Consider the following 20,548-nt stretch of genomic DNA (forward strand, 5'->3'; position numbering starts at 1 on the left):
CGGCGAAGTTCATCTGCGCGTAACGAATCGTCCGCGTGTCGGATGCGGAGGCGCGCGGCCGCACGTCGTACGTTCATCGCATCGGGCAAGGCGCCCGATCGGGTCGGCCTCTCGGATCGCGACTCGTGACCTCCGGTCGACTCGTGAAGAACCGGGTGGGAACCCACCCGGGGCGGGAGTCGGTTGTGACCACACGAGCACCACACAGGCAGCACGAAAGCGCACACGAGATCGACGAGGCGCAGGACCTGCGCACCTACGTCCTGGACACCTCCGTGTTGCTGAGCGATCCGCGGGCGTTCTTCCGCTTCGCCGAGCACAGCGTCGTCATCCCCGTCGTCGTGATCACCGAGCTGGAGGGGAAGCGGCACGACCCGGAGATCGGGTACTTCGCCCGTCAGGCTCTGCGCCACCTCGACGAGCTGCGCATCGAGCACGGACGCCTCGACTTCCCCGTCCCCGTCGGCGAGGACGGCACGCTCCGCGTCGAGCTGGGGAACACCGATCCCACCGTCCTTCCCGCCGGGATGCGGTTGGGGGACAACGATTCGCGGATCCTCGCCGTTGCGCTGCATCTGGCCGGGGACGGCCAGGAGGTCACGGTCGTCTCGAAGGATCTCCCGATGCGCGTGAAGGCCGCATCCCTCGGGATCAGCGCCGAAGAGTACCTCGCCGAACAGGCGGTCGATTCCGGGTGGACCGGCATCGCGACCATCGACGTGTCCGGCGACGAGATCAGCGACCTCTACGAGAGCGAGGTTGCAACGGGAGACGACGTGCGCGGGCTCCCGGTGAACACCGGCCTCATCATCCATTCGGAGCGAGGCTCGGCCCTCGGCCGGGTGAGCGGTCCGGGTGAGTACCGGCTCGTGCGCGGCGACCGTGAGGTGTTCGGCCTCCACGGACGCTCGGCGGAGCAGCGCATCGCGATCGATCTTCTGCTCGACCCCGATGTCGGCATCGTTTCGCTCGGGGGTCGCGCCGGGACGGGCAAATCCGCCCTGGCCCTGTGCGCCGGCCTGGAGGCGGTGCTCGAGCGGCAGCAGCAGCGGAAGATCATCGTCTTCCGGCCGCTGTACGCCGTCGGCGGCCAGGAGCTCGGATACCTTCCCGGTGACGCGCAGGAGAAGATGAACCCGTGGGGGCAGGCGGTCTTCGACACGCTCGGCTCGGTGGTGTCCGCCAATGTCCTCGAAGAGGTGGTGGAGCGGGGTCTGCTCGAGGTGATGCCGCTGACCCACATCCGCGGGCGCTCGCTGCACGACGCGTTCGTGATCGTGGACGAAGCGCAGTCGCTGGAGCGGAACGTCCTGCTCACGGTGCTCAGCCGGATCGGCCAGAACTCCCGCGTTGTGCTGACGCATGACGTCGGCCAGCGGGACAACCTGCGGGTCGGCCGCCACGACGGAATCGCCTCGGTTATCGAGACCCTCAAGGGGCACGGGCTGTTCGGCCACGTCACCCTCACCCGGTCGGAGCGCTCGGCGATCGCCGCGCTCGTCACCGACCTCCTCGAGGCGGGCGAGCTCGCCTGAGGCCGGACGGGTGGGGTCGCGCTCCGTCGCGCCCCACCCGTCGGCTCGCCGGCGCGCTCACTCCCAGCGGTAGCCCGCGCCGCGAACGGTCACGATGCGCGCGCTCCCGAGCTTGCCGCGGAGGTACCGGACGTACACGTCGACGACGTTCGAGCCCGGATCGAAATCCAGGGCCCAGACGCTGCGGAGAAGGTGCTCCCGCGTGAGGACGCGGCCCGGGTTGCGCAAGAACTGCTCCGCGAGGGCGAACTCGCGGGCCGAGAGATCGACCTCCCGGCCGGCAACCGTGGCTCGGCGGGCGAGGATGTCGAGGTGCACGTCGCCGTGTCCGACGGACACCCCCGTCGTGGGTGCGGCTTCGCGGAGGCGGGAGCGGACGCGCGCGAGGAGCTCCTCGAAGGTGAAGGGTTTCGCGACGTAGTCGTTCGCGCCGGCGTCGAGGCCGTCGACGGTGTCTCTGGTGCTGGAGCGCGCCGTGAGCATGATGACGGGGACGAGCGATCCTCGCGCGCGCAGTTCGCGCAGCACGTCGAAGCCGTCGATGCCGGGGAGGCCGACGTCCAGGAGCACGAGGTCGCCGTCGCCGCGGAGTGCGGCCGCGAGCCCCTCGACGCCGTCGTCGATGATGGTGGTCTCGTATCCGGCATTCGCGAGCCCGCGGCTGACGAAAGCCGCGATACGGGGTTCGTCCTCGATGATCAGGATCCTCGTCATGCGGTGGCCTCTCGCTGCATCACGACGTCTCCTGCTCGCACCGGTGCGGGCAGGTCGACGGTTGTCTGCGGCAGATGGATGGTGAACGTCGCCCCGCCGCCGGGGGTGTCGTCGACGCTGCACGAGCCCCCGTGGCCCTTGGCGATCGCATCCACGATCGCCAGGCCCAGACCCGAGCCTCCCACGGCGCGCTTGGTGTCGGCGCGATCGAACCGTCGGAAGATGCGATGCCGAGCGGCTCGGGGGATGCCGGGACCGTGGTCGCGAACCCACAGGCGCGCGCCCCGCTCGTCCAGGACACTGCCCACCTCGATCGGCGATCCGGGTGGCGTGTACTTCGCGGCGTTGTCGGCCAGCTGCAGCCACGCCTGCAGGAGACGGTCCGCGTCCCCGATGATCCGTCCCCGCGACACGTGCGCGAGGCTCCAGCGGTGGTCGGGGATGACGGCGATCAGTTCGCCGAGCCGCGCGGTCAGTTGGTCCAATCTCACGGATGCCATCGCGTACTGCTCGCCCTCCGCGGCGGCGAGGAGGTCGATGTCCTCGACGAGCCGCGCGAGACGGTCGAGCTCGGCGATGCCGATCTCGCGGGCGGCGGCGGCGTCGGCCTGATCCCGCGGATCCATGAGCTCCAGGTGGCCGCGGACGATGGTGATCGGCGTCTTCAACTCGTGGCGGACGTCGTCCAGGAGCTGCCGCTGGGTGTCGACGGATCCCTCGAGGCGATCGAGCATCGAGTTCACGGTGCGCGAGAGATCGGAGATGTCGTCGTTGCCCGCAGTGGGCAGGCGCGCGGAGAGGTCTTCCAGGGAGATCGCCGCGGCCGTCTCCCGCAGGTGGCGGATGGGGGAGAGGAGCCGGCCGGTGACGAACCAGCCGACGATTCCGATGACTCCGAGGACGACGATCCCTGCCACGACGTAGGTCGTCATCGCGGTCGTGACGGGCGCCAACGAGGCGTCGAGGTCGACGGCGCGCACGTACACGCCCGTGCGGGTGTCGCCCTCGACGGAGACCGGGATGGCGATGTAGCGCAGGGTCCCGGCATCCGTGAGCGCAGTACCGCGGCGGATGCCCCCGTCCGCGGTATCCTCCCGCACCCGGGTGACGAACGCCTCGTCGTCGGAGACGTCGAATCCCGAGAGGGTGGACGACGCGATCGGCGCGCTTCCGTCCACGACGGCGAACGACGCCTCGGTCCGGGCCGGGACCAGGCGCGCGACGACCTCCTGCAGGTAGGCATCGACGTCGGCGTACCGGTCGACGGTGAGCGAGACGGGTCCCGAGGGCGCGTCCGGATCACCGTCCGCGGCGATCGAGTGCAGCCGTTCCACCTGATTCCCGAGCCGATCGTCGATCTCCGCGAGGACCTGCTGCCGCTGGACGAGGAAGGTCACCCCGCCGACGAGAGCGAGCCCGATACCGGCCACCGTCAGGATCGCGGTGAGGATCCTGACGCGGGCCGATACCGGGCGTCGTGAACGGCGCATGTCCCGATTATGGGCGGCTCACCCGGGGTGCGTCATCGACAGCAGATCGAGCTTCTCGTCCAGCTGCTCCAGCGTGAGCTCCCCGCGCTCCACGTATCCGAGGTCGATCACGGCCTCGCGCACGGTGATCCCGCGCGCGACCGAGTGCTTCGCGATCGCCGCTGCCGCCTCGTAGCCGATGAGCTTGTTCAACGGGGTGACGATCGACGGCGACATTCCGGCGAAGGCGGCGGCGCGCTCGAGGTTCGCCTCGAGGCCGCGGACGGTCTTGTCCGCGAGGACGCGCATCGAGTTCGACAGTAGCCGGATGGACTCCAGCAGCGCCGTCCCCATGACGGGGATGGCGACGTTCAGCTCGAAGGCTCCCGAGGCGCCGGACCAGGCGATGGTGGCGTCGTTCCCGATGACGCGCGCGCACACCATGAGCATCGCCTCGGGGACGACCGGGTTGACCTTGCCGGGCATGATCGAGGACCCGGGCTGCAGGTCGGGGATGTGGAGCTCGCCGAGGCCGGTGTTGGGTCCGGAGCCCATCCAGCGCAGGTCGTTGTTGATCTTCGTCAAGGACACCGCGATCGTGCGCAGCGCGCCGGATGCCTCGACCAGGGCGTCGCGGTTCGCCTGAGCCTCGAAATGGTCTTTCGCCTCGGTGATCGGCAGCTCGGTCTCGGCGACCAGGATCTCCAGCACCTTCTGCGGGAACCCGGGCGGGGTGTTGATGCCCGTGCCCACCGCCGTGCCGCCGAGCGGCACCTCGGCGACCCGCGGGATCACGGACTGCACCCGCTCGATGCCGAGACGGATCTGACGGGCGTACCCGCCGAACTCCTGCCCGAGCGTGACGGGTGTGGCATCCATCAGGTGAGTGCGACCCGCCTTGACCGCGCCCTTCCACAGCTCCGCCTTCTCCTCGAGCGCGACGGCGAGGTGGTCGAGCGACGGGATGAGATCGTCGATGAGCTCCTGCGTGACGGCGACGTGGACCGAAGTCGGGAAGACGTCATTGGAGGACTGCGAGGCGTTGACGTGGTCGTTGGGGTGCACGCGGGCACCCAGGCGCGCCGACGCGAGCGTCGCGAGCACCTCGTTCATGTTCATGTTCGAGGACGTGCCCGAGCCGGTCTGGTAGACGTCGATCGGGAACTGATCGGCGTGGATTCCGCTGATGACCTCGTCAGCGGATGCGGCGATCGCGTCGGCGATTGCGGCATCCAGGGTTCCGAGCTCCTTGTTCGCCAGCGCGGCGGCCTTCTTGATGCGGGCCAGCGCCCCGATCTGCGCCGGGTCCAGGCTGTCGCCGGAGATCGGGAAGTTCTCCACTGCGCGCTGGGTCTGCGCGGCGTAGAGCGCGTTCTTGGGCACGCGCACCTCGCCCATGGTGTCGTGCTCGATGCGGTAGTCGAGGTCGGTCACGTCATTGTTCCTGTCGTCGGTGGTCGGTGGTCGGTGGTCGGTAGGTCACTCGTCGCCGTCGCCGTCGCCGGCGTCGCCGACGATGACGGAGGGGACGGCGGTGCCCTCCCCGAGTCGGTAATTGGCGCCGACGATGGCCAGCCGGCCGTCGGCCACGGCGAGGCTGATCAACTCGGAGGAATGCAGGAGCTCGCCGATCGTGTCCTTCAGGTGTTCGCGTCCGACCTCTTCCGCGTCGATCCCGGTCGGCTTATGCGGATCACCGGCGCTGTTGCGGATGACGCGACGCACCGCGGGGACGATGGGGGCGATCTGCCGCCAGATGTGCGCGGGGAGGGCGGGCGCGTCGGCGGCGGTGGATTCGATCGCGGCGTTCACCGCGCCGCACGCGTCGTGGCCGAGCACGACGATCAGCGGAACCTCGAGGACCGCCACGGCGTACTCGAGGCTCCCCACGACCGAGTCGGAGATCACCTGACCGGCATTGCGGACGACGAACAGGTCGCCGAGACCCTTGTCGAAGATGATCTCCGCGGCCAGGCGCGAGTCGGAGCAGCCGAACAGGGCTGCGCGCGGCCGCTGTCCGCCTTCCAGCTCATGCCGACGGTCGACGTCCTGTCGCGGGTGCCGCGGTTCGCCCGCGACGAACCGGGCGTTTCCGCGTTTCATCTCCCGCCACACCTGCCGGGGGGTGGGGGACGGGTCGAGCTGGGTCACTGCGCCTCCTCGGCAAGGGTGAGGATCTCGGGGGCGACCGCCTCGGCCGCGACGCGGACCGTCTCGTCGTCGGCGGCGCCGAACACCATCACGACGTCGTCGCCCACCGAGGTCGAGATCGCGGAGGTGATGTTCCCCGCGCGCTCGGGGTTGCGGATGACGTAGCGATCCCACGTGATGCCGCCGATGTCGACCGTGCCGTCAACGGCGGAACCGGCGAGCTCGCGGGACGGCCAGGCCGGATCGGCGTCGAACCCCTGCTCGACGCGGACGAAGCCGGTCTCGGTGGCGTAGACGATCGTCCACGCGCGGGGGAGGTTCCCCTCGACGGCGGCGACGTTGACCCGCCAGCCCTGCGGCGTGACGGGAGCGATCACGGGCCGCTCCTCTGCAGCCGACGCGCTCGCGGCGGCGGCGGCGACGTCGATCGGCGGTCGCTCGGGGACCTGCCCACGGGGGACGATGAAGATGATCACCGCCACCACCGCCAGGGTGACCAGCAGTGCGGCGATCAGATTCCGGGTGGTCTGACTGGCGCGGTAGGTGCGCGACGCCGCCGCCTTGCGGTCCGCGGTCTCCTGCGGGGTCTCGGGGCGGCCGATCTCGGCGACCACTCGATTCGGGCGGCCGGCCATCACGCGGCCCCTTCCGCGTCCGCGCCGTCGCGCGCCGCGTCCAGGCGGCGCTTCGCACCGATCAGCCATTCTTCGCAGCGGGCCGCGAGGGCTTCGCCCCGCTCCCACAGCGCGAGGGACTTCTCGAGCGTCGGCGCGCCCTGCTCGAGCTCTGCGACCACGCGAACCAGCTCGTCTCGGGCCTGTTCGAAGGAGAGCTCGGCCACGTCGGCGACGGTGGTCTCGGTCATGGGGTCCATCCTAAATCCGCTCCCGGTCACTCATGTCCGCCGACGACGCCTCCGGGATCTCACCCTCCGAGCGCACCCGGAAGGTGCCGCGGGCGACGGTGACGGCGATCGTCGATCCGCTCGGAGCCTGCGCCGCGTCGCGGATGATCACGCCGTCGTCGCGATGTGCGATGGCGTAGCCCCGCGCCAGGGTGGCCGCGGGGGAGAGGGCCCGCAACGTGGCCCGCAGTTCCGCGATCCGCCGTGCGTGCACGTCGATGCCGCGCTGCACCCGATCACGACCGCGCGCGACCTGGAGCTCCACGTCGTGCGCCCGTCCGGCGAGCATGCCCGCCGGATCGCGCAGCACCGGACGGGAGCGGAGCTGCTCGAGCTGGGCGATGTCGTGCCCGATGCGCTGGGTGAGGCGCGACGTCAGTCGACTCCGAAGCTGGCCCACCAGAGCGCGCTGTTCTGAGACATCGGGAACCACCCGTTTGGCCGCGTCGGTGGGTGTCGAGGCGCGGAGGTCGGCGACATCGTCGAGGAGCGGTCGGTCGTTCTCGTGCCCGATGGCGCTGACCACCGGGGTCGTCGCGGCGGCGACCGCACGCACGAGACGCTCGTCACTGAATCCGAGCAGCGTCTGCGGGTCGCCGCCGCCGCGGGCGATGATGATGACGTCCACGTCCGGGTCGGCATCCAGCGCCGCCAGTGCTGCCATGGTCTCGGGGACGCACCGATCCCCCTGGACGGCCACATGGCGCGTGCGGAAGCGGACCTGTGGCCAGCGGAGCTCGGCATTGCGGTGCACGTCCTTCTCGGCATCCGACCGCTCGCCGGTGATGAGGCCCACGACATGCGGAAGGAAGGGAAGGGGCCTCTTGCGTGCGGCATCGAACAGCCCCTCGGCCCGCAGGGTGGCGCGCAGGCGTTCGAGCCGTTCGAGCTGATCGCCGAGCCCCATGTGCCGCATGGCCGACACTCCGAAGGAGAGGTCGCCGCCCTTGGGGTAGTAGTCGGCCTTGACGCACGCCACCACGTGATCGCCGACCTTCAGATCCGCGGGCAGGCGGGCGCGCGTGGACGACCAGATGCGGAAGGAGATCTGCGCGTCGCCGGAGAGGTCCTTCAGGCGGCCGAACACCGCGCCGCCGCGGACGTTCCACGCCGTGATCTCTCCTTCGACCCACACCGAGCCCCAGGAGGCGATGAAGTCGCGGATCGTCTCGTTCAGGCGGGCGACGGAGGTGGGCGCCTCCGCCGAGGAGTCGCGAGGCCGTACCGCGTCGGCTGCCTGAAAGCTCGTCATGGGGTCCTTCCGCCGGTGTGCGGCATCCGTTCGGGGTCCGTGCAGACGCGGTCCCCGTAGAATCATGGGGTGAGCACCAGCACCGTCGGCCGCAGCCCTGTGAGCATGCCCGTCCCACGCATACCGCGGAGGCGGGAACCGCTTCAGGATATCGCCGTGCCCGGGCGCAAACGCGTCGTCCTGGCCGCTCCTCGGGGATACTGCGCCGGGGTCGACCGCGCGGTCATCGCTGTGGAGAAGGCGCTGGAGCGGTACGGGGCTCCGGTCTACGTCCGCAAGCAGATCGTCCACAACATCCACGTGGTGACCGAGCTCGAGCAGGCGGGGGCGATCTTCGTCGAGGAGGTCGACGAGGTCCCCGAGGGCGCGCATGTCGTGTTCAGTGCCCACGGTGTCTCTCCCGCGGTTGTGCAGGGGGCTGCGGATCGGAATCTGCAGGCGATCGACGCCACCTGCCCTCTCGTGACGAAGGTGCACCGTGAAGCCGTGCGCTTCGCCCGCGACGACTTCGAGATCCTCCTCGTCGGCCACGAGGGTCACGAGGAGGTCGAGGGGACGGCCGGCGAGGCGCCCGATCACGTCACCGTGGTGAACTCGCCCGAGGAGGCCGACACCGTCGAGGTGCGCGACCCGTCCCGCGTGGTGTGGCTGTCGCAGACGACCCTGTCCGTCGACGAGACGATGGAGACGGTGCGTCGGCTCCGCGAACGCTTCCCGCAGCTGCAGGATCCGCCGTCGGACGACATCTGCTACGCGACGCAGAACCGTCAGGTCGCGATCAAGAAGGTCGCCAAAGATGCCGATCTCGTCATCGTCGTCGGTTCGGCGAACTCCTCCAACAGCGTCCGCCTGGTCGAGGTCGCCCTCGAGTACGGCGCGAAGGCGGCCTATCGCATCGACTACGCCGACGAGATCGAGCAGGCGTGGCTGGAGGGGGTCGAGACCGTCGGCGTGACCAGTGGCGCCTCGGTCCCCGAGGTGCTCGTCCAAGAGGTGCTGCGCGATCTGGCCCTGGCCGGCTACGGCGACGTGGAAGAGGTGCGCACCGCGGAGGAGGACCTCATGTTCTCCCTCCCCAAGGAGCTCCGGACCCCGTTGAAGGGCGAACGCGACCCGCGCGCCCTGGGCGGTCGGACGCGCGCGTGACGGACGAACGCCCCCGACCGCAGTTCGGAGAGTACGCCTCCGCCGAGGAGCAGCGCGCGCGCATCCGCCAGCCCGACGTGACCGAACGTCTCGACGCGGGAGTGGCTCCGGCGGGCGCCGAGTCGGCTGCGGCGGCTCAGGTGGCCCCGATCACAGGCGCGACGGCGACGCCGCCGGGGCGAGGACGCCTCGTCGACCGGATCGTGGCGTTCGCCCTGCTGGCCTATGGTCTCGTCAACGTGGTCTCGGCGGCGCCGGCCCTCGTCGACTACGCCGCGTACATGACGTCGGTGTTCGAGTTGATGGGCGTGGACGCCGAGATCGGTGACGCGGATGCCGGTCGGCCCTGGGGGATCGCTGCGGCGGTCGTCCTCATCGGCGGGTGGCTGCTGACGGCGGCCGTGACGTGGGCGACCATGCGTCGAGGACGGGTGTCGTGGTGGATTCCGCTCGTCGGCGGGGTGGTCTTCAGCCTCATCGCCGGCGCTCTCGTCATGATCCCTCTGATGTCGGACACCGCCCTCTGGTCCTCGCTAATGGGCGCAGCTGGCCCCTGACCGTAGGCTGGGCGCATGCCGCGTCTGCTCGCCGTCTGTGCCGTCCGTGAACTCCGCCGCGATGCCGGCCCGATGGGAGTCACCGCCATCGACAAGACCGCGCAGCCCGGTCCGGTGAAGATCGGTTCCTACGGCGTGCGCGGAGATGTCCAGGTGGACCGCAAGCATCACGGTGGGCTCGACAAGGCGCTGTACGCGTATGCGGACGAGGATGCCGCCTACTGGGCGGATGCGCTGGGCCGGAACCTCCCACCCGGATTCTTCGGAGAGAACCTCCGCACCGAAGGCATCGACGTGAACGCCAGTGTCGTGGGGGAGCGGTGGCGCATCGGCGACCGGGTCGAGGTCGAGGTCACCTCGCCTCGTACGCCCTGTCAGACGTTCGCCCGCTGGGTGGGTGGTGCCGACGAGCGGGGCTGGGTCCGACGGTTCTCCGACGAGCGACGACTCGGCGTCTACCTTCTGGTGAGACGGACGGGGTCGATCACGGCGGGCGACGAGATCGTCGTCTTGGATCGGCCCGCGGGGGCGCCGACGGTGCTCGACATCTACCGCGCGCCGTGAGGGCGGTCGTCGTCGACGACGTCCGTGTCGCCCCCGCCGTGCGTGACGTCGAAGAGCCGGCGCCGCCGGTCGACGGTGTCGTCGTCGACGTGCACGCGACGGGTCTCTGCCGCAGTGATTGGCATGCGTGGGCGGGTCACGACGACATCCGGTTCCCGCACGTCCCCGGGCACGAACTGGCCGGCGTCATCGGCGCGGTCGGACCCGGGGTTCGCGGATGGCGCGTGGGGGACCGCGTGACGGTCCCGTTCGTCTGCGGGTGCGGGCGGTGCCGCTGGTGCCGGGCGGGTGATGCCCAGGTCTGCCCCGAGCAGGAGCAGCCGGGATTCACCCACTGGGGCTCCTTCGCCGAGCGCGTGGCCTTGCACGCCGCGGACACGAACCTGGTGGCGGTGCCCGAGGGTGTGTCGATGGAGGCCGCCGCAGCGCTCGGATGCCGCTTCGCCACCGCGTATCGCGCGCTGACCGCACGTGCGCGCGTCACGGAGGGAGAGTGGGTGGTCGTGGTCGGCGCCGGAGGCGTCGGACTCAGCGCGGTGATGATCGCGCGCGCCCTCGGGGCGCACGTGATCGCGGTGGACCGCACGGAGGAGGCGCTCTCCGCAGCCGCCCGCTTCGGTGCGCGACACACGGTGCGCGCCGACGGGCGGAGCATCCCGGATGCGGTGCGCGCCATCGTCCCCGAAGGTGCGGATGTGTCGATCGACGCGGTGGGCAGCGAGACCACGTGCGCGGCCGCCGTGCTCAGCCTCCGCCGGCGCGGACGGCACGTGCAGATCGGGCTGCTCCCGTCGGAATCCGGACTCTCCGCGGTGCCGATGGCACGCGCGATCGCGTGGGAGCTCGATCTGTTGGGGAGCCACGGGATGGCGGCCGCCGACTACCCGGGCATGCTCGCCCTCATCCGCGACGGGCGGCTGCGCCCGCAGGACCTCATCGAGCGCACCGTCGGTCTCGAGGAGGCGGCACAGCTCCTTCCGCGGATGCCGGATGCGCGGCCCGCGGGGCTGACGATGATCGACCCGCGGCGCTGAAGCGCGCCGCGGGTCGATCAGCCTTCAGACGCGGTCAGGCGGCGAGGCTCTTGCCGGCCGAGCCGAGCTGCTGGGTGGCCTCGACGACGCGCGCGGCCATCGCGGACTCCGCGATCTTGCCCCAGGCGCGGGGGTCGTAGGCCTTCTTGTTGCCTACTTCACCGTCGACCTTGAGGACGCCGTCGTAGTTCTGGAACATGAACCCGGCGACCGAGCGCGTGAAGGCGTACTGCGTGTCGGTGTCGATGTTCATCTTCACCACGCCGTTGGCGACGGCGAGGGCGATCTCCTCATCGGTCGAGCCGGAGCCGCCGTGGAAGACGAGGTCGAGCGGCTTGGGACCGGTCCCGAACTTCGCGGCGATGCCCTCCTGGATCTCGCCGAGCAGTTCGGGGCGGAGCTTGACGTTGCCGGGCTTGTACACGCCGTGGACGTTGCCGAAGGTGAGCGCGGCGATCCAGCGGCCCTGGTCGCCGAGGCCGAGGGCGTCGACAGCCTTCTCGACGTCGGCCGTGGTGGTGTAGAGGGCGTCGTTGGAGCCCTCGTGCTTCACACCGTCCTCCTCGCCGCCGACGACGCCGATCTCGACCTCGAGGATGGCGTTGATGGCCTTGAGTCGCGGGAGGAGCTCCTTGGCGATCTCGATGTTCTCGTCCAGCGGCACGGCCGAGCCGTCCCACATGTGGGACTGGAAGATCGGGTTCCCACCGTCCGCGACGACCGACTCGGAGGCCTTGATGAGCGGCAGGACGAAGTCTTCGAGGGCGGGCTTGGGGCAGTGATCGGTGTGGAGGGCCACTGTGATCGGGTAGCTCTTGGCGACCTCGTGCACGTAGGCGGCGAAGGCGAGCGCGCCGGTGGCGCGCGCCTTGACGGTGTGGCCTGCGAAGTAGTCGGCACCGCCGGTCGTGACCTGCAGGATGCCGTCGGAGCCCGCTTCGGTCAGGCCCTGGAGGACGGCGTTGACGGACTGGGAGCTCGCGGCGTTGATCGCCGGGTAGGCGAAGCCACCGGACTTCGCGCGATCGAGCATCTCGGCATACTGCTCCGGGGTGGCGACGGGCATGGCGGCTCCTTCAAGGGTGCGGCAGGTGAGGGTACGGTCCCGAGTGTAGCGATCCCGACCGCGCGACCGCGGCGTCCGGCGTGCGGGCAGTAGGCTACGACGACCGGATCGGGCGAGAGGGGACACCGGATGGCTCGGAAGTCGCTCGTGGCCGAAGTGGCCGACGCGCTGCTGGATCGCATCGTCTCCGGCGACCTCGAAGTGGGAGCGGCTCTGCCCAGCGAGGCGGAGATCGGGGAGACCTATGACGTGAGTCGGGTCACCGTTCGGGAGGCGCTGCGGGTGCTCACCACCCAGGGGATCGTCCGCGTGACGTCCGGGATCGGTTCGATCGTGACTCCGCTCGATCAGTGGCAGTCGCTCCCGGCGATCCTGCGGTACCGCTCGGCGCGTGGGGACGACGGCGAAGTCGCCACCCAGCTGGTGTCGGTGCGGCGGATGTTCGAGACCGAGGCTGCCGCATTGGCGGCGGGGCGCCTCACCTCGGCCGCTCTGGACGAGCTGGCGGAGTGCATCGAGCGGATGCGGAACGGACACGACGGGGACGACGTGGACGTCTTCGTCGCCGCAGACCTCCGGTTCCACGACATCATCCTCCGAGGCTCGGGCAACGTCTTCCTCGCGGCGCTGTTCGATCCGCTCACGCGGGTCCTGGCCGAGCGGCGCGCCCAGACGTCCCGCGTGCCGGAGATCCAACGCCATGCGATCGCGGAACACGGCGCGATCCTCGAGGCGCTTCGCGCGGAAGACCCCGATCGCGCCCGATCGGCCATGGACCATCACATGCAGCAGACCATGGACGACCTGCACGCCTTCGTCCTCGCTCGCTGAGCCGCTGCGAGAGGCAGGAGAGGAGATTGACACGCCTCGCCGTGGACTCTAACCTGTATGACACCTGATACCTGATGCCCCGAGGGGGCGTCTCACAGGGCAGATCTCATCACCGACAACGGAGTTGCCATGGATTTCGCGACGATGCTCAGCCGACACCCGGGCGCGCGCGCTGCCGATCCCGCCGCGATCGCCGAGGCCGTGCGTCGTTCGGGTCGGGTCCTCATCGTGCTCGACGACGATCCGACCGGCACGCAGTCCGTCGCCGATCTCCCCGTTCTGTCGCGGTGGGGAGTCGATGACCTCGGGTGGGCACTGGACACGGGTGCGGCCGCTGTCTACGTCCTCACCAACACCCGCAGCCACGATGCCGAGACGGCCGCCCGCATCAACCGGGAGGTGGTCGAGGCCGCCGTGGCTGCGGCCGATACCCGCGGCATGCCCGTCGCCTTCGTCAGCCGTGGCGACTCGACCCTGCGCGGCCACTTTCCACTCGAGCCGGAGGTCATCTCGGCGACGCTGCGCTCCCTCGGGCGTGCCGCCCCCTCGGCCACGATCGTCGTCCCCGCGTTCCCGGACGCCGGTCGTGTGACCGTCGGCGGCGTCCACGGGATGGTCGACGGCGGCGCCTTCACTCCGATCGGCGAGACGGAGTTCGCCCGAGACTCGAGCTTCGGCTACCGGGAGTCCCGTCTCGCGGATTGGGTGCAGGAGAAGACCGCGGGTGAGGTCGCGGCCGAGTCCGTCGTGGAGATCACGCTCGACACCCTGCGCGCCGGCGGGATCGTGGTCGCGGACGCGCTCCTGGCCGCACCCGACGGCGCCGTCGTCGTGGTCGACGCCGTCGAGGAAGACGACCTCCGCCAGCTCGCCCTCGGTCTCGAGATCGCCGAGTCCGACGGACGAAGCTACGTCTACCGGGTGGGGCCGCCCTTCGTCCGCGCGCGGATCGGACTGTCGCCCCGACCGGCGCTCGCGACCGCGCCCGAGACCACTCGCACCGACCTCGCCGTCGGAGGCCTCGTGGTCGTCGGGTCGCACGTGGGCCTCACCAGTCGCCAGCTGCACGACCTCACCCTCCGGCGCCCGGACGCAGTGGTGGTCGAACTCGATGTGCCCTCGATCCTCGATCCCGCGCGGGCGGGTTCGGTCCTGGACGATGCTGTCTCGCGCATCGTCGGCGCCCTCGACGCGACCGATGTCATCGTCCACTCCAGTCGCACCCTCATCCGCACCGACGATCCGGACGAGAGCCTGGCGATCTCGCGTGCGGTGTCAGACGCGCTCGTGGAGGTCGTCCAGCGTACGGTCCGGGCGCGCCCGCCGCGCTTCGTCATCGCGAAGGGCGGGATCACCTCCAGCGACATCGCGACACGGGGCCTCGGAATCGACCGTGCCATGGTGCGCGGGTCGCTCTTCCCGGGCATCGTCTCGCTGTGGGAGCCGGTCGCCGGCCCCGCCGCCGGCATCCCCTACGTCGTCTTCGCCGGAAACGTCGGCGGAGACACCACCCTCACCGAAGCCGTGGCCAAGCTCGCGGCACGAAAGGCATTGTGATGACCTCGACCCCTCCCACCGTCGCCGTCCTGGGGCTGGGCGCCATGGGCCTGCCCATGGCGCAGCGCCTGGCCGAGACCCTCCCCGTCCGCGGCTTCGACATCGCCGAGGCACGCCTGGACCTCGCCGAGCAGTCCGGCATCGTCCGGTGCGCCTCCGGGCGGGATGCCGCGGTGTCCGCGGACGCCGTGCTCCTCGCCGTGCGCGACGCGGCGCAGCTGAACGACGTGCTGTTCGGGGAGCAGGGGATCGCGCAGGTCCTCCGTTCCGGTTCGATCGTCGTGCTCACCAGCACGGTCGGTGTGGACGGCATCGCGGACGTCGCCGCGCGTCTGGCGGAGTCGGGCGTCGAGCTGGTCGATGCGCCGCTCTCCGGCGGGCCCGCACGAGCCGGCGCGGGGGACCTGCTGATCGTCGTCGGCGCGTCCCCGGCCGCTCGCATCAAGGCTCAACCCATCCTCGACCGTTTGGCGTCCACGCTCACCGTCGTCGGCGACCGCCCCGGTGACGGTCAGGCCCTCAAGACCGTGAATCAGCTGCTGTGCGGAGTCCACATCGCGGCTGCAGCCGAGGCACTGGCCCTTGCCGACGCTCTCGGACTGGACGCCGAGCGGACCCTCGACGCGCTCGGCGCCGGCGCCGCCGCGTCATTCATGCTCGCCAACAGAGGGCCGCGAGCGCTCCAGGCCTACGACGAGGATGGAGCCGAGGTGCTCAGCCGGCTCGACATCTTCGTGAAGGACATGGGGATCGTGGGGAAGGCGGCGCGCGCTGCTCATCTGGCCACTCCTGTCGCCGCCGCCGCCGAGCAGCTGTATCTCCTCGGCGAGGCGCAGGGACTCGGTGCCGAGGACGACTCCGCCGTCATCCGCGTCGTGGCGCCACGACGCCGCACCACCTGACTCTCCCCCTACCCCCCGTTCGTTCGTCAAAGGAGACCGCATCATGTCCACCCCTGTCCTGCTCGCGATCGGCGTCGGAGGAATCCTGCTCCTGCTCCTGCTGATCGTGCGATTCAAGGTCAACGCCTTTCTCGCTCTGCTGATCACCAGCATCCTCGTCGGCCTCGCCGCGGGAATCCCTCTGGCCACCATCCCCGCCACGGACGACAGCCCCGAGCGCCTCGGGATCATCCCCGCGATCATCGCAGGGATGGGCGGCACGCTCGGCTCGGTCGCGATCCTCGTCGCCCTCGGGGCGATGCTCGGACGGATCATCGAGCTGTCGGGAGGGGCGTCCTCCCTCGCCGGACGCTTCACCAAGATCCTCGGCCCCCGCCGGGTGTCCGGAGCTCTGACGGCCGCGGCACTCGTGCTCGCGATCCCGGTCTTCTTCGACGTCGGCTTCATCATCCTCGTGCCGATCATCTACGGGTTCAGCCACGCGGCCGGCCTGAATCCGGTGAAGTTCGGCCTTCCGATCGCCGGCATCATGCTCGCCGTGCACGTGGCGGTCCCGCCGCACCCCGGGGTCGTCGGCGGCGCAGCTCTGCTCGGGGCGGACGTCGGCTGGCTGACGTTGCTGGGCATCCTCATCGCCCTGCCGCTCGGCGTCATCTCCCACTTCTTCTCGAAGTGGCTCAACCGTCGCGACTTCCCGATGCTGGCCTCGACGAGGGAGATGTTCGAGTCGTTCGGCGGTGCGGACGCTCCCGTGACCACGATGACCGGCACGTCCACGCGGACGGTCGCGCCTCCCTCGGCGGCGATGGTGCTCACCCTCATCATCACTCCGCTCGTGATGATCGGCCTCGGCACGACGGCCGCCACGATCCTCCCCGCGGGCGACCCGATCCGGAACGTGCTCGGGTTCATCGGTGCGCCCATCTTCGCGCTCCTGGTCACGGTGCTCCTCGCCGGCTACTTCCTCGGAGTGCGCAAGGGCTGGTCCCGCGCCCACCTCTCCGAGGTCTTCGAGTCGGCCCTCCCGCCCGCGGCGATCGTGATCCTCGTCACCGGTGCCGGTGGTGCTTTCGCGCGAATCCTCACGGAGTCGGGCATCGGCACCGCCCTGGCCGACACGCTTCTGGCGACGGGGTTGCCCATCATGTTGCTGGCGTTCCTGGTGTCGCTCGCCCTCCGTGCCGCCCAGGGCTCGGCGACGGTCGCGATCCTGACGACAGCGGGTCTGCTCTCCGAGGCCGTCGTCGACGGCGGGTTCTCGCCGCTCCAGGTGGTCGCCATCACCCTGGCGATCGCGTTCGGCGCGCTCGGGCTCTCTCACGTGAACGACTCCGGCTTCTGGGTCGTGACCCGATACCTCGGTCTCAGCGTCGCCGATGGGCTCCGCAGCTGGACCGTGCTCACCACGGTGCTGGGACTGGCCGGCTTCGCCGGGGCGAGCGTCGTCTGGGCCGTGGTCTCCGCGACGGGCTGAGCCAGGACGGCCGCGGAACACGAGAATGAGCGATTGCGTAAGAATCGCCGATCCTTCGTGCTCCCGCGGTCGATCCGCCCCCGATTCCGAGCATCCCGCTGACTAAGGTGAACCCATGGTGAGTCTGACCGCTGACATGAGCCCGCTGCATCCCGACCGCAACCTCGCGCTGGAACTCGTACGTGCGACAGAGGCCGCCGCCATCCGCGCCGTCCCGTTCATCGGGCGTGGTGCGAAGGAGGCCGCCGACGAGGCGGCCGTCGATGCGATGCGCGCGTTCTTCACCACCGTCAACTTCGACGGCCGGATCGTCATCGGCGAGGGTGAGAAGGACGAGGCTCCGATGCTCTACAACGGGGAGCGCGTCGGCAACGGCACGGGGCCCCGAGCGGACGTCGCCGTCGATCCGATCGACGGCACCACCCTCACCGCGGAGGGCCGCAACAACGCGCTGTCGGTCATCGCCGTCTCGGAGCACGGGACGATGCTCGACGCCTCCACGGTGTTCTACATGGACAAGCTCGTGACCGGTCCGGCCGGTGTGGGCGTCGTCGACATCCGGCTCCCCATCGGAGAGAACATCCGCCGCCTGGCCGCGGCCCTCGGCAAGCCCGTCGACGAACTCGTCGTCTCGGTCCTCAATCGACCTCGCCACGCGCAGCTCATCCAGGACATCCGCGACGCGGGCGCGGGGACGCGACTCATGAGCGACGGCGACGTCGCAGGCGGCATCAACGCCGCTCGTCACAACGCGCGGACCGACATGTGCGTCGGTATCGGCGGCAGCCCGGAGGGGATCGTGACCGCGTGCGCGATCAAAGCCCTCGGCGGTCACATGCAGGGACGCCTGTGGGCGCGCGACGACGAGGAGAAGCAGAAGGGACGGGATGCCGGGTTGAAGCTCGACGACCATGTCTACGAGGCCGATGAGCTCGTCACCGGCAGCAACACCATCTTCGTGGCCACCGGCGTGACCAACGGTGAGCTGGTCAAGGGCGTCCGCCGCGAGGGCGGCTACGTCTATACCGAGAGCGTCGTGCTGCGGGGGACCTCCGGGACCCTCCGCCGGATCTCGTCGGAGCACCTCGTCTCGAAGTGGCTCTGATCGCGATCTCGCAGTCGTGACTGTTTCGTGACGGCGACGCACAGACTCGTCTGGAACAATGGGGATCGGTGTCAAAGGGGACGCAACGATCTTTCACAGCCCAGAGGGAGTTGCCGATGTCGATCCAGACCGGGAGTTCTGCGCCGCAGACCGGCGCTCACGCGGTCATCGCCGACGCCGTCGATCCGGCGCGTCGCCCTGATGTCCTGCTGCGGGTGCGTCGCGCCGAGGGGCATGAGATCAGCCCGTGGTGGATGGTGGGTGCCTTCGTCGGCGTCTCTCTCGCCGTGGTCGCTCTCCTGAGCTTCGTCCCCGGCGGCGCCTGAGGACATCGTCCGGGGCGTGGTCGCCGGATCATTCGCCGTCGACGGCCAGTCGGCTGCGGAGGTCTCCGAGGTCGGCGACGGCCGCCGCCGACTCGGCAGACGGCACGTCGTCGAGCATCTCCGGCGCGGTGAAGCGCCGCGGTGACGCATCGACGACCGGCGGCGCCTGCAGCGCCTCGAGTCTGGTCTCGTCGATGCCGGGGAACTTCCGGGCGGTGACCAGTACCCGCGATTCGAGCGAACCGACGAATCGGTTGTAGCTGTCGACGGTGCGCTCGATGGCGCGGCGCAGGTCGTTGCTGTGGCCGGCGAGTGCACCCAGTCGCTCGTGCAATTGGGTGCCGAGATCGAACAGCGCACGCGCTTCGGTCGAGACATCCTGTTGCGTCCACGTGTAGGCGACGGTCTTGAGCACGGCCCAGAGGTTCACCGGGGAGGCCAGGGCGACGCGTCGACCGAAGGCGTACTCCAACAGCGTCGGGTCTTCGTCCAGCGCCGTAGCGAGAAGCGACTCGCTGGGAAGGAAGCACACGACGAATTCCGGGCTGGAGGACACCCCCGCCCAGTACGTCTTCTTCGACAGTGCGTCCACGTGCGCCCGGACGGCGCGCACGTGGGCGGCCATGAGGCGTCGACGCTGCGCGGCCTGGTCACCGGTCGCGGTCACCGGGAGCGCGGTGGCCTCGAGGAACGCGTCGAGCGGAACCTTCGCGTCCACCGTGATCGCCTTGTCGCCGGGGAGTCGGATGATCATGTCGGGGCGCCCCGCTCCGGCATCCGTGTCCGTCGAGGCCTGGAGATCGAAGTCGATGTGCCTGGTCAGTCCCGCCGCCTCCACCACGCGCCGCAGCTGCGTCTCGCCCCAGACACCGCGCGTGGCGCCGGAGCGGAGCGCCCCGGCGAGCGACTCCGTCGTGGCTCGCAGGGCCTCATCGGACTCATGAGCGCGCCGCAGCTGCTCGGCGAGGGCACCGAACTGCTCCTGGCGGTCGCGTTCGAGCGTGTCGACCTTGGCCTGCATGCTGGTGAGGGTGTCCTGGACCGGGGCGAGGGCCCGCAGGACCGACTGCTCGCGCCGTTCGCGCTCCTCGCGCGCCGCGTGGTCCGTCCGGGCCTGAGCGAGGAGATCCCGGTAGAGGCGGGTCTGATGTTCGAGCTGTGCACGGGTGGCGGATCCCTCCGCCTCCGCCGTCGCGACGCGCGTGCGCAGCATGTCTCGGGCGCGTGCGGCGCCGGCCGCCCATCCCACGGCGGCGCCGACGAGGACGGCGATCAGGATCGCCGCGGAGATCAGGAATGCGTCCATGGTTCCAGCGTGGCCGTGGGGTCCGACATCCGCGGGTCAGACGGGCGCGAGGACGGGAGTGCGCGGGGCCGGGTCGATCCGACCGAGCGACACGCCGGCACCGACGGCGAGACCCTCGACGTCGTCGGCTCCCACGCGACGGGCGACGTCGATCATGACGTGCGCGCAGGCGAGCGCGTCCGCGGTGGCGTTATGGTGCGCGAACTCCGCGAATCCCGCCTCCGCAGCGACGAACGGCAGGCGGTAGGAATCCAGCCGGTAGACCTTGCGGGCGACTTGGAGGCTGCACGCGTAGCGCAGGGGCGGGCAGTCGTCTCCGGTCGCCTCGCACGCACGCCGGAGGACGGCCATGTCGAATCCGGCGTTGTGGGCCACCACGACGTCGTCGCCGATGAAGGACGCGAGCGCCGGCAGCTGCGCGCTCCACGTCGGAGCGTCGACGACGTCCTCCGGAGTGATCCCGTGGATGCGGATGTTCAGCTCGAAGAACCGCTCATGTCCCGGCGGGGGCTGGATGAGCCATCCCGTCTGCGCGACCACCTCGCCGTCCCGCACGCGGACGAGGCCGACGGCGCACGCGGACGCATTCGAGGAGTTCGCCGTCTCGAAGTCGATCGCGGTGAAGTCCAGGGGCACGTCCCCACCCTCTCCGGCG

At 70.2% G+C, this 20,548-nt stretch carries 21 protein-coding genes; 11 read left to right on the forward strand and 10 right to left on the reverse strand.

Going from position 1 to position 20,548, the window contains the following annotated elements:
* Positions 1-185: 185 nt before the first annotated feature.
* Positions 186-1,535, forward strand: a complete 1,350-nt coding sequence (gene phoH2 / locus KZC50_RS13660; RefSeq protein WP_301133531.1) for an RNA 5'-3' helicase PhoH2 — start codon at positions 186-188, stop codon at positions 1,533-1,535.
* 57 nt (positions 1,536-1,592) lie between these two features.
* Here the strand turns inward: phoH2 and KZC50_RS13665 are convergent, their stop codons facing one another.
* Genes KZC50_RS13665 through xseA form a run of 7 tightly spaced genes read right to left on the reverse strand, consistent with a single transcriptional unit; the run spans position 1,593 to position 8,025 of the window.
* Positions 1,593-2,249: a response regulator transcription factor gene (locus tag KZC50_RS13665; protein ID WP_053548884.1), complete on the reverse strand. Its 657-nt coding sequence runs from the start codon at positions 2,247-2,249 to the stop codon at positions 1,593-1,595.
* Positions 2,246-3,739, reverse strand: coding sequence for a sensor histidine kinase (locus KZC50_RS13670; RefSeq protein WP_310892035.1), 1,494 nt, complete (start codon positions 3,737-3,739; stop codon positions 2,246-2,248). Before KZC50_RS13670 ends, KZC50_RS13665 begins: the two co-directional genes overlap by 4 nt.
* A gap of 18 nt (positions 3,740-3,757) precedes the next feature.
* Positions 3,758-5,152 carry a class II fumarate hydratase gene (locus tag KZC50_RS13675; protein WP_301133525.1) on the reverse strand — a complete coding sequence of 465 codons (1,395 nt, stop codon included), beginning with the start codon at positions 5,150-5,152 and terminating at the stop codon, positions 3,758-3,760.
* A gap of 45 nt (positions 5,153-5,197) precedes the next feature.
* Positions 5,198-5,821 carry a carbonic anhydrase gene (locus KZC50_RS13680; protein WP_310892086.1) on the reverse strand — a complete coding sequence of 208 codons (624 nt, stop codon included), beginning with the start codon at positions 5,819-5,821 and terminating at the stop codon, positions 5,198-5,200.
* 44 nt (positions 5,822-5,865) lie between these two features.
* Entirely contained in the window at positions 5,866-6,504 is a 639-nt protein-coding gene (locus tag KZC50_RS13685) for a DUF4245 family protein (protein WP_310892036.1), read from the reverse strand.
* A complete protein-coding gene (locus KZC50_RS13690) occupies positions 6,504-6,743 on the reverse strand; it encodes an exodeoxyribonuclease VII small subunit (RefSeq protein ID WP_082334804.1) in 240 nt (79 codons plus the stop codon). Before KZC50_RS13690 ends, KZC50_RS13685 begins: the two co-directional genes overlap by 1 nt.
* 1 nt (position 6,744) lies before the next feature.
* Positions 6,745-8,025 (reverse strand): exodeoxyribonuclease VII large subunit, encoded by a 1,281-nt coding sequence (xseA, locus tag KZC50_RS13695; protein WP_310892037.1) that lies wholly within the window; start codon positions 8,023-8,025, stop codon positions 6,745-6,747.
* A gap of 105 nt (positions 8,026-8,130) precedes the next feature.
* Between xseA and KZC50_RS13700 the strand changes: the two genes are divergently transcribed.
* From KZC50_RS13700 to KZC50_RS13715, 4 genes are read left to right on the forward strand one after another with little or no spacing between them, the layout of a single operon-like run.
* Complete coding sequence (locus tag KZC50_RS13700; RefSeq protein WP_301133648.1) at positions 8,131-9,171, forward strand: 4-hydroxy-3-methylbut-2-enyl diphosphate reductase; 1,041 nt, start codon at positions 8,131-8,133, stop codon at positions 9,169-9,171.
* The gene (locus KZC50_RS13705; RefSeq protein ID WP_310892038.1) at positions 9,168-9,728 is read left to right on the forward strand and encodes a DUF6264 family protein; all 561 of its coding nucleotides are present in this window, start codon (positions 9,168-9,170) and stop codon (positions 9,726-9,728) included. Before KZC50_RS13700 ends, KZC50_RS13705 begins: the two co-directional genes overlap by 4 nt.
* A gap of 15 nt (positions 9,729-9,743) precedes the next feature.
* Positions 9,744-10,292 carry an MOSC domain-containing protein gene (locus tag KZC50_RS13710; protein ID WP_310892039.1) on the forward strand — a complete coding sequence of 183 codons (549 nt, stop codon included), beginning with the start codon at positions 9,744-9,746 and terminating at the stop codon, positions 10,290-10,292.
* The gene (locus tag KZC50_RS13715; RefSeq protein WP_310892040.1) at positions 10,289-11,326 is read left to right on the forward strand and encodes a zinc-binding dehydrogenase; all 1,038 of its coding nucleotides are present in this window, start codon (positions 10,289-10,291) and stop codon (positions 11,324-11,326) included. The genes KZC50_RS13710 and KZC50_RS13715 overlap by 4 nt, the downstream gene beginning before the upstream one ends.
* A gap of 34 nt (positions 11,327-11,360) precedes the next feature.
* Here the strand turns inward: KZC50_RS13715 and fbaA are convergent, their stop codons facing one another.
* Positions 11,361-12,392 (reverse strand): class II fructose-bisphosphate aldolase, encoded by a 1,032-nt coding sequence (gene fbaA, locus KZC50_RS13720; RefSeq protein ID WP_053548893.1) that lies wholly within the window; start codon positions 12,390-12,392, stop codon positions 11,361-11,363.
* Between the two features lie 129 nt (positions 12,393-12,521).
* On the opposite strand from fbaA, the gene KZC50_RS13725 reads away from it, so the two are divergent.
* From KZC50_RS13725 to KZC50_RS13750, 6 genes are all read left to right on the forward strand, one after another.
* Positions 12,522-13,223 carry a FadR/GntR family transcriptional regulator gene (locus KZC50_RS13725; protein WP_310892041.1) on the forward strand — a complete coding sequence of 234 codons (702 nt, stop codon included), beginning with the start codon at positions 12,522-12,524 and terminating at the stop codon, positions 13,221-13,223.
* A 129-nt stretch (positions 13,224-13,352) separates the two neighbouring features.
* On the forward strand, positions 13,353-14,780 hold the full coding sequence (locus KZC50_RS13730; RefSeq protein WP_310892042.1) for a four-carbon acid sugar kinase family protein: 1,428 nt from the start codon (positions 13,353-13,355) through the stop codon (positions 14,778-14,780).
* Positions 14,780-15,682, forward strand: coding sequence for an NAD(P)-dependent oxidoreductase (locus tag KZC50_RS13735; protein WP_310892043.1), 903 nt, complete (start codon positions 14,780-14,782; stop codon positions 15,680-15,682). Before KZC50_RS13730 ends, KZC50_RS13735 begins: the two co-directional genes overlap by 1 nt.
* 43 nt (positions 15,683-15,725) lie before the next feature.
* On the forward strand, positions 15,726-17,156 hold the full coding sequence (locus KZC50_RS13740) for a GntP family transporter (protein WP_310892044.1): 1,431 nt from the start codon (positions 15,726-15,728) through the stop codon (positions 17,154-17,156).
* Between the two features lie 115 nt (positions 17,157-17,271).
* Positions 17,272-18,261 carry a class II fructose-bisphosphatase gene (glpX, locus tag KZC50_RS13745; protein WP_053548894.1) on the forward strand — a complete coding sequence of 330 codons (990 nt, stop codon included), beginning with the start codon at positions 17,272-17,274 and terminating at the stop codon, positions 18,259-18,261.
* A 116-nt stretch (positions 18,262-18,377) separates the two neighbouring features.
* On the forward strand, positions 18,378-18,587 hold the full coding sequence (locus tag KZC50_RS13750) for a hypothetical protein (RefSeq protein ID WP_053548895.1): 210 nt from the start codon (positions 18,378-18,380) through the stop codon (positions 18,585-18,587).
* A gap of 28 nt (positions 18,588-18,615) precedes the next feature.
* Here the strand turns inward: KZC50_RS13750 and KZC50_RS13755 are convergent, their stop codons facing one another.
* Positions 18,616-19,893, reverse strand: coding sequence for a DNA recombination protein RmuC (locus KZC50_RS13755; protein ID WP_053548896.1), 1,278 nt, complete (start codon positions 19,891-19,893; stop codon positions 18,616-18,618).
* Between the two features lie 36 nt (positions 19,894-19,929).
* Complete coding sequence (locus KZC50_RS13760; RefSeq protein WP_053548921.1) at positions 19,930-20,529, reverse strand: 3'-5' exonuclease; 600 nt, start codon at positions 20,527-20,529, stop codon at positions 19,930-19,932.
* Between the last annotated feature and the right edge of the window lie 19 nt (positions 20,530-20,548).

Source organism: Microbacterium aurantiacum, from assembly GCF_031625015.1.
Taxonomy (GTDB): Bacteria; Actinomycetota; Actinomycetes; order Actinomycetales; family Microbacteriaceae; genus Microbacterium; species Microbacterium aurantiacum.

Bases quoted from the DNA above. Each gene is read 5' to 3' on its own strand.
- glpX (WP_053548894.1), top strand. From the start codon at position 17,272: ATGGTGAGTCTGACCGCTGACATGAGCCCGCTGCATCCCGACCGCAAC.
- KZC50_RS13710 (WP_310892039.1), top strand. From the start codon at position 9,744: ATGCCGCGTCTGCTCGCCGTCTGTGCCGTCCGTGAACTCCGCCGCGAT.
- KZC50_RS13665 (WP_053548884.1), bottom strand. From the start codon at position 2,249: ATGACGAGGATCCTGATCATCGAGGACGAACCCCGTATCGCGGCTTTC.
- fbaA (WP_053548893.1), bottom strand. From the start codon at position 12,392: ATGCCCGTCGCCACCCCGGAGCAGTATGCCGAGATGCTCGATCGCGCG.
- KZC50_RS13670 (WP_310892035.1), bottom strand. From the start codon at position 3,739: ATGCGCCGTTCACGACGCCCGGTATCGGCCCGCGTCAGGATCCTCACC.
- xseA (WP_310892037.1), bottom strand. From the start codon at position 8,025: ATGACGAGCTTTCAGGCAGCCGACGCGGTACGGCCTCGCGACTCCTCG.
- KZC50_RS13750 (WP_053548895.1), top strand. From the start codon at position 18,378: ATGTCGATCCAGACCGGGAGTTCTGCGCCGCAGACCGGCGCTCACGCG.
- KZC50_RS13730 (WP_310892042.1), top strand. From the start codon at position 13,353: ATGGATTTCGCGACGATGCTCAGCCGACACCCGGGCGCGCGCGCTGCC.
- KZC50_RS13740 (WP_310892044.1), top strand. From the start codon at position 15,726: ATGTCCACCCCTGTCCTGCTCGCGATCGGCGTCGGAGGAATCCTGCTC.
- KZC50_RS13755 (WP_053548896.1), bottom strand. From the start codon at position 19,893: ATGGACGCATTCCTGATCTCCGCGGCGATCCTGATCGCCGTCCTCGTC.
- KZC50_RS13700 (WP_301133648.1), top strand. From the start codon at position 8,131: ATGCCCGTCCCACGCATACCGCGGAGGCGGGAACCGCTTCAGGATATC.
- KZC50_RS13725 (WP_310892041.1), top strand. From the start codon at position 12,522: ATGGCTCGGAAGTCGCTCGTGGCCGAAGTGGCCGACGCGCTGCTGGAT.
- KZC50_RS13735 (WP_310892043.1), top strand. From the start codon at position 14,780: ATGACCTCGACCCCTCCCACCGTCGCCGTCCTGGGGCTGGGCGCCATG.
- KZC50_RS13680 (WP_310892086.1), bottom strand. From the start codon at position 5,821: ATGAAACGCGGAAACGCCCGGTTCGTCGCGGGCGAACCGCGGCACCCG.
- KZC50_RS13690 (WP_082334804.1), bottom strand. From the start codon at position 6,743: ATGGACCCCATGACCGAGACCACCGTCGCCGACGTGGCCGAGCTCTCC.
- KZC50_RS13685 (WP_310892036.1), bottom strand. From the start codon at position 6,504: ATGGCCGGCCGCCCGAATCGAGTGGTCGCCGAGATCGGCCGCCCCGAG.